Source organism: Paenibacillus sp. OT2-17, from assembly GCF_009827695.1.
GTDB classification, from domain to species: Bacteria; Bacillota; Bacilli; order Paenibacillales; family Paenibacillaceae; genus Paenibacillus; species Paenibacillus polymyxa_B.
The window spans coordinates 1-7703 of record NZ_WUDQ01000154.1; the positions used below are offsets into that span (position 1 = coordinate 1).

Here is a 7703-nt window from a genome sequence, read left to right on the forward strand (position 1 = left end):
CAATGCTCTGATCAATTTAAATCTATTTTTGTTTATCTTTAATTTGATCCCACTGCCTCCACTGGATGGATACCGGATTGTGGAAGATGTGGCCCCCACTCCTGTACGCCGTAAGCTTCAGCAATTTGAACAGTGGTCGATCTTTATTTTTCTGCTTATCCTGGTCATTCCGCAGGTTCGAGCTGTAACAATTGAACCTCTTTACACGCTGGCCCAGATGATTTATATACAGTTTTTGCAGTTCTCTTTTTATATCACTGGATTGTTTGGAGCCTAAGGGCTCCTTTTTTTACGAGAATAGGTAGGTATAACCTGAATAGAAGAGGGAACAGACTGGTCATACAGGCGCAAAAGATGATATGATGTTGCTTGGTGATTTATTCGGATTTTGTACGGAACGTTAGTGGATAACAGTTATTTTTAGAATGAGGATTTTGCAAAATCCAGGAATAGGTGTGAGAGAGAATGCAGCGTTATTTTATTCCGGCAGAGCAATTTCTAGAAGATCACGTGATTGTCGCGGGTGAGGACGCGCGACATATCGCTAAAGTCATGCGGGGCCGTAGTGGTGACAAAATTATAGTTAGTGACGGGATATCTAGGGAAGCGCTGGCTGCATTGGATACGATTGAGCAGGATCATGTTACGGCGACGATTATTGAGCCGCTGAAGATGACCTCTGAACCGCATGTGCAGGTCACTATCGCTCAGAGTCTTCCTAAAGGAGACAAGATGGAGACGGTGATGCAAAAATGTACAGAAATCGGAGCAACCGGGTTTGTACCGTTTTTGTCCGAGCGTACGGTCGTGCAGTATGATGCCAAAAAAGAAGGCAAGCGACTGGAGCGTTGGCGCAAGATTGTGAAGGAAGCGGCTGAACAAAGCCACCGTAACCGGATTCCAGAAATTAGCGCGCCCATGACGTGGAAAGAACTTCTGGCTTCTTTTGCTGGGTATGATTTGATATGTTATTGTTATGAAAAAGAGCAGGGTAAACAGCTACGGGATGTAATCCAGCCTTTGGCAGGACAATGGGCGTCGACGGACATGCCGCGTGTTCTGCTGGTGGTAGGCCCGGAAGGCGGCTTTACTGAAGCGGAAAGCCTGGAGGCCGAGCAGGCCGGGGCACAGTCTACAGGACTGGGAAGACGTATTTTGCGTGCGGAGACCGCAGGAATGGCTGCATTGGCATGCATTTTATATGAGACAGGAGAAATGGGAGGGGTTTAATATGCCGTCAGTGGCATTTTACACATTGGGCTGTAAGGTAAACTTTTATGATACAGAAGCGATCTGGCAGCTGTTTAAAAATGAAGGTTATGAACAGGTGGACTTTGATGAGCAGACTGCTGATGTCTATCTTATCAATACATGTACCGTTACGAATACCGGTGATAAAAAGAGTCGTCAGATTATTCGCCGCGCGATTCGCCGGAATCCAGATGCCATTGTGGCAGTGACGGGCTGCTACGCCCAAACTTCTCCTGCCGAAATTATGGATATTCCTGGCGTTGATCTCGTTATCGGGACTCAGGATCGAGACAAAATCATTCCGTTCGTACAGGAAATTCAAGAAACGCGTCAACCGGTGAACGCCGTGCGCAATATTATGAAAACGCGTGTATTTGAGGAAATGGATGTGCCTGATTTTGCTAATCATACTCGGGCCTTTTTGAAAATTCAGGATGGGTGCAATAACTTCTGTACCTTCTGCATCATTCCGTGGTCGCGGGGTCTATCCCGTAGCCGTGATGCTGCGAGTATTATTGCACAAGCGCGTCAACTGGTACACGCAGGCTACAAGGAAATTGTACTCACAGGTATCCACACTGGCGGTTATGGTGACGACATGGATAATTACGACCTATCTGATCTGCTGTGGGATCTGGAGAAGGTGGAAGGGCTGGAGCGTATCCGTATCAGTTCGATTGAAGCCAGCCAGATTGATGAAAAAATGCTTGATGTACTGAACCGTTCCACCAAGCTGGTTCGTCATTTTCACATACCGCTTCAGGCGGGGGACGACACCGTGTTGAAACGGATGCGTCGCAAGTACACGACAGAAGAGTTTTATAACAAAATGCTTATGATTCGCAAAGCAATGCCAGATGTAGCGATTACAACGGATGTGATTGTCGGCTTCCCTGGGGAGACGGATGAAATGTTCCGCAATGGCTATGAGCTGATGAAAAAAATCGATTTTTCGGAAATGCACGTGTTCCCGTACTCCAAGCGCAGTGGAACTCCTGCGGCGCGTATGGAGGATCAGGTGGACGAAGACGTGAAAAATGCACGAGTGCATGAGCTGATACAACTGTCAGAGCAAATGCAACTGGCGTATGCTGAGAAGTTTGTAGGTCAGGTGCTGGAGGTCATTCCGGAAGTTGCACCGAAAGGGACCGAAGATAGCGGCATACTCCATGGATATAGTGACAATTATATTCAACTGGCGTTTGAAGGTACTGAGGATCTGGTTGGCAAGGTATGCCGCGTGAAGCTGACGAAGGCGGGCATTAATGAAAGTGAAGGCCAATTGGTTCGCGTACTAGAGAATGGGCTGCAAACAGCTCTGTAAGAACAAAAAAAGCCTGAACAGGCAATAGAGATGGCAAACAAGGATTTCGCCTTTCCTTACAGAGAGGACGGAATCCTTGTTGCGCAAGGAAGGGAGATTACAGGATGGCAGCAAAAAAGGAAATTTCCGCAGGCGGCGTTGTGTTTCGCAAACAGGGGGAGCAGCTTGAAATTCAGCTCATTACTGACCGATATGGCAAGGTATCCTTGGCTAAAGGGAAAATGGAGTTGGGAGAAACAATCGAACAGACGGCTTTACGTGAAATCCGCGAGGAAACAGGGTTGAACGGGCGGATTATCCAGCATGTAGATATGATTGCTTATACGTATCAGCATCCAGAATTTGGGGAAGTAGATAAAGAAGTACACTATTATCTCGTAGAGGCACTGGATGGGGATTTACAGGCACAGATCGAAGAAATTAAAGGAGTTGCGTGGCATACGCCTGAGGAAGCATGGCGTCTCCAGCGCCAGGGTGGATATGACAATAATGATGTCATTTTAAGCAAGGCGCTGTCCATGCTAGGAATTAACGTTTGATTCTGTCGGGAGATATACGATCCTCTAAACGCGTCCACACAGGTAGATAGCAGAGAGGCAAGACCAGCAGAGAGCTAATAACGTTAAACAGAGTTTGGGCATGGGCTACTTTGGCTCCGGGCTCGGTAGATATCCAGGCAGCGGCCATCTCCAGACCAGGGATCAACGGCATAAAGAGCAAGGCTCCGCCTACGTTCAGCAGCACGTGGGACCAGGCTACAAATTTGCCGGACACGCTGCCGCCAACAGCGGCAATGAGGGCGGTTACGCAGGTGCCTACATTGGAGCCGATGACGATGGCGATCCCCACATCGGCTGGCAAGGCTCCCGCAGCGGCAAGGCTAATCGCCATGCCAATGACGGCTGCGCTACTGTGAACCAGCGCGGTCAGACAGGCTCCCGCAGCGAAGGCCCACCACATGTTGGCCGCAGCGTGATCAAGAAACCAGCGGAATAGTCCGGCCTGCTCAATCCAGGGGCCGACTGTTTGCATTACGCGGATACCTGCCAGAATCAGCGAAAATCCAGCAAAGACGAGGCTGATATATTGTACAGCCTGCGGACGGCTAAGCCCATTGGAGCCGGGTGAAGCTCCAGCGGACGCATACTGGCGACTGGGGACAGCTTCACCCCACAGGACGGCAGTGCTCCAGCATAGCAGTGAGCCGCAGAGCAGCGGAACAGCCAGCATGCCAAGCTGGAGCCCCATCAGCTCAGTGGTCAGGCAGGTGCCGATATTGGTGCCGAGAATGATGCCGAGCGTGCGGCCGTAGGTCAACAGCCCGGCGTTGACCAGTCCGATCGTCAGCACCGTTACGGCGGTGCTGCTTTGCAGCAGGGCCGTAATGCCTGAGCTGAACAGCATGCCCCGCCAAGGTGAAACTGTGGCGCGGTTCAGCCAGCGGGTGAGGAAGGGGCCGGCCAAATGCCGGAGGGCTGCTTCCATCAGCTTCATCCCGCCCAAAAAAATAAACAGCCCGCCGCACAGTGGGAGTATAACATGTATAAACACGGGCATAGCCCCCTTTTCTAGGTGAAAATACTTATGTAACAGCCTATGATCTGTCGGGGACAGCCATGACAAGCATGGCTGAGCTCTTTTTTACGGAACGATATTAAGGACTTTGAGTAATCCAAGAATGGGAGTGAAGGATTTTGCCTTCAGTAATATTAGAACGCAGCCGTAAAAAAAGGCTGGAGCACGCACACCCTTGGGTGTTTAAAAACGAAATAGCCAAGATCGAAGGGGACCCAGAGGCAGGCGATTTGGTCAGTATCGTTAACCATCAGGGGCGTTATTTGGCGACAGGTTACTATAATCCAGCTTCACAAATTACAGTGCGTGTGATGTCCTACGAGCCGCTGGAAGCAATGGATCAAAACTTTTTTGCCCAACGCTTTCGCAAATGTCTGGAGCACCGCGAACGTTTTGTGACCGGGGGAAACGCTTATCGGTTGGTGTACGGCGAGGCTGATTTTTTGCCTGGACTGATTGTAGATCGATTTGGTGATGTGTTAGTCGTGCAGTTGTTAACGCTTGGCATGGATCGGCGCAGGGAAGAAATCAGGGATGCGCTCGTTGAAGTAGTGGGTCCTGTTGGTATATATGAGCGAAGTGATGTATCCATCCGTGAGCTGGAAGGATTGGAACAAACGAAGGGTCCTTTGTACGGTGATTGCCCGCGTCATGTGGTAGTGACGGAAAATGGCCTGCAAATCAAGGTTGATATCGTAGAGGGCCAGAAGACGGGTTATTTCTTTGACCAGCGTGAAAATCGTGCGGCCATAGCACCGTTGATGACAGGTTGGGGAGCACGTAGTGGAATTACGCTACAAGAAGTAGCTGCAGACTCAGGGGATGCGGGCACAACGGTCATGAAGCCAGTGAATAAAAGTGGTAAGGTTGTTGAATTCCCATTCTGGGATGGCGCAACCGTATTGGAATGTTTTTCGCACACGGGAAGCTTTACGCTCAATGCATGTAAACATGGTGCTAAAAAAGTAACTTGTCTTGATATTTCTGAGCATGCGATTGAAAGTGCGCGGGATAATGTCAAGCTGAACGGTTTTGAGGAACGCGTTGAGTTTGTCGTCGACGATGCTTTTCAATATTTGCGCAATCAAGTGAAAGGTGTAGAGGAACGCAATGCACGAGCCGGGGGCAAAGGAGATACATCCAAGCCGCTGACAGCAGGTGGCGGACGCACCTTTGACGTGGTCATTCTTGATCCGCCAGCCTTTGCCAAAACGAAGAACGCTGTCAAAGGAGCTACACGTGGATATAAAGATATCAACCTGCACGGGATGAAGCTGGTCAATGAGGGCGGCTATCTGGTGACTGCGAGCTGCTCGTTCCATATGCGTCCAGAGTTGTTTTTAGATACCATTAAGGAAGCGGCGGCAGATGCCGGCAAAATCCTTCGTCTGGTAGACTGGAGAGCGGCTGGTAAAGACCATCCTCAAATTTTGGGTGTGGAGGAAGGCCATTACTTGAAATTCGCCATCTTTGAGGTGCGCAGCCGGACACAGCTGTAGGTTTCATACAAGGTCAAAGTCAATCGCCTTTTTGGTGATTAAATAGGTAAAATAGACTCGTTTAGGTATAAATCAGTCCTGTAGAGAAGGCATGCACCAAGCCAATCTGCGGGACTGATTTGTTTTTTTAGAGGGAGGAAGAATTGCTACAACATGGCAAACGTACGTTCTTTTCTCTCTTGCCTGATATGCTATACTGTTTAATAGAATGTTGTTCGTTGGAAAGGAGGCCGCATCATGTCGGTTCGCTTGTTGATTGGCCGCTCTGGGAGTGGTAAAAGTACGTTAATCCGCAATGAAATGACGTCTATGTTACGCGAGGAGCCGCTAGGTAAGCCTATGCTGTTACTTGTACCGGAGCAATCGTCATTTGCTTCTGAGCATGCGTTACTTACAGAAGCCGGAAACGGTATTCAGGGGTCGGTGCGCGCCCAAGTGATGGGATTTCATCGTCTTGCCTATTTAGTTATGCAGGAAACCGGGGGTTCAGCACTGGTGCCTGTAACGGAAGAAGGCAAGAAGATGCTTTTATATAAAATTATTCGTCGTCGCAAGGATGAACTGAGTTTGTTTAAGGATTCGGGAGACCAGCTCGGCTTTGTGGATCGGTTGAATACATTGTTTACGGAGCTAAAGCAGTATGGAAATGATACTCGGTCTGTACCGGAGCAACTGGAGCGAATGAACGCTGCTGGAGAGTCAACTCCGATTTTGCGCGGCAAGCTCAAAGATATCAGTCTAATCTATGAGGATTTTGAACGAGAGCTGACGCTTAAATATATTGACGGTGAAGATACGCTGCGCATGCTGGCAGAACAGATTGCTGAGTCTTCCCTTGTGCGTGGGGCAGATATTTGGATGGATGGCTACCGCAGGTTTACACCACATGAATACAAGGTGGTGGAGCAGCTTATGCTGCACGCTTCTTCGTTGACGGTGGCGCTGACTTGCAACCGCAGCTACGAGAGCGGACAGCTTCCGCATGAGCTGGATTTGTTTCATCCCTCAGCGGCTACGTATGTAAAGCTCAAAGGAATGGCAGACGAGCTGATGATAGAGACGCAGACACAATTACTGCGCCCTGATCCGCTGCCGAGATTTAAGGAGCGTCCGGCGTTGGCGTATTTGGAGGCTAACTTTGAACATCGTACAGGGTTACGGAATCAGGAACAATGGATGCGGCTGCAGCAGCTACGAGAGCAGTGGACAGAAGAACAGCCGGAAGGCATAAAACTGTACACTGCGGCTAATCGCCGTGCAGAGCTGGAAGGGGCTGCACGCGAAATGCGTCGTCTGGCCCGAGATGAGGGCGCTCGTTATCGGGAGATGGCCCTGTTTGTACGTCATATTGAAGATTATGAGCCATGGGTGGAACCGATATTCAAACAATATGAGGTTCCAGTATTTCTGGATCAGCGGAGAAGTGTTTTGCATCATCCCTTAGTGGAATTGATTCGGGCTTCGCTGGATATCGTGCAGCGTCGTTGGCGATATGAGGATGTATTCCGTGCGGTCAAAACAGACCTTCTCCTGCCGCTGGATGGTCGGGTGAGCCGTGAGGAGATGGACCGTTTGGAAAACTATGTACTAGCCTGCGGAATACAAGGCAGCCGTTGGACAGACGGTCGCCCGTGGCAGGCTGTGCCCAGCTTGTCACTGGAGCTGGAGGAGCAGGAACGGAGCCGTCAACGGGATGAAACGTTGGATTTGATGGAACTGTGCCGGGATGTGATCGTGACGCCTTTACGTGCGTTTGAGAAACGTGTCGGCAAGGCACGAACTGCACTTGAGAAGTGTGAAGCGGTATATCTGTTACTGGAGGATGCAGAAATCGGCCACAAGCTGGACGCCTTCATTCATCAGGCAGAGGAAGCAGGAAAACCTGAGCAGGCGAAGGAGCATCGTCAAGTATGGGATGCGGTGCTTGAACTACTGGATCAAATTGTCGAAATGATGGGTGATGAGAGGCTGGATACCTCTTTGTTTGCGGGTGTGCTGGAAACGGGATTGGCTGAGTTCCGTATGGGACTTGTTCCGCCAGCTCTGGATCAGGT

7 protein-coding genes are annotated in these 7703 nt (G+C 49.9%); 6 read left to right on the plus strand and 1 reads right to left on the minus strand.

Translation table 11 applies throughout. The features are described from left to right. From GRP75_RS15675 to GRP75_RS15690, 4 genes are all read left to right on the plus strand, one after another. On the plus strand, positions 1-277 hold a 277-nt coding region (locus GRP75_RS15675; RefSeq protein ID WP_202404158.1), incomplete at its 5' end, for a site-2 protease family protein. 188 nt (positions 278-465) lie between these two features. Beyond that, positions 466-1230 (plus strand): 16S rRNA (uracil(1498)-N(3))-methyltransferase, encoded by a 765-nt coding sequence (locus GRP75_RS15680; protein WP_023989503.1) that lies wholly within the window; start codon positions 466-468, stop codon positions 1228-1230. Position 1231: 1 nt separating this feature from the next. Then, entirely contained in the window at positions 1232-2575 is a 1344-nt protein-coding gene (gene mtaB / locus GRP75_RS15685; RefSeq protein ID WP_023989502.1) for a tRNA (N(6)-L-threonylcarbamoyladenosine(37)-C(2))-methylthiotransferase MtaB, read from the plus strand. 104 nt (positions 2576-2679) lie between these two features. Beyond that, positions 2680-3114: an NUDIX hydrolase gene (locus GRP75_RS15690; RefSeq protein ID WP_013311157.1), complete on the plus strand. Its 435-nt coding sequence runs from the start codon at positions 2680-2682 to the stop codon at positions 3112-3114. Here the strand turns inward: GRP75_RS15690 and GRP75_RS15695 are convergent. Beyond that, positions 3104-4126 carry a Na/Pi symporter gene (locus GRP75_RS15695; RefSeq protein WP_160789763.1) on the minus strand — a complete coding sequence of 341 codons (1023 nt, stop codon included), beginning with the start codon at positions 4124-4126 and terminating at the stop codon, positions 3104-3106. The two genes, GRP75_RS15690 and GRP75_RS15695, sit on opposite strands and share 11 nt — an antisense overlap. 143 nt (positions 4127-4269) lie before the next feature. Between GRP75_RS15695 and GRP75_RS15700 the strand changes: the two genes are divergently transcribed. Together GRP75_RS15700 and GRP75_RS15705 are read left to right on the plus strand one after the other, a co-directional pair. Beyond that, entirely contained in the window at positions 4270-5649 is a 1380-nt protein-coding gene (locus tag GRP75_RS15700) for a class I SAM-dependent rRNA methyltransferase (RefSeq protein WP_028540449.1), read from the plus strand. A 237-nt stretch (positions 5650-5886) separates the two neighbouring features. Continuing rightward, positions 5887-7703, plus strand: a 1817-nt coding sequence (locus GRP75_RS15705; RefSeq protein ID WP_483311092.1) for a helicase-exonuclease AddAB subunit AddB, incomplete at its 3' end; no start/stop codon positions are given.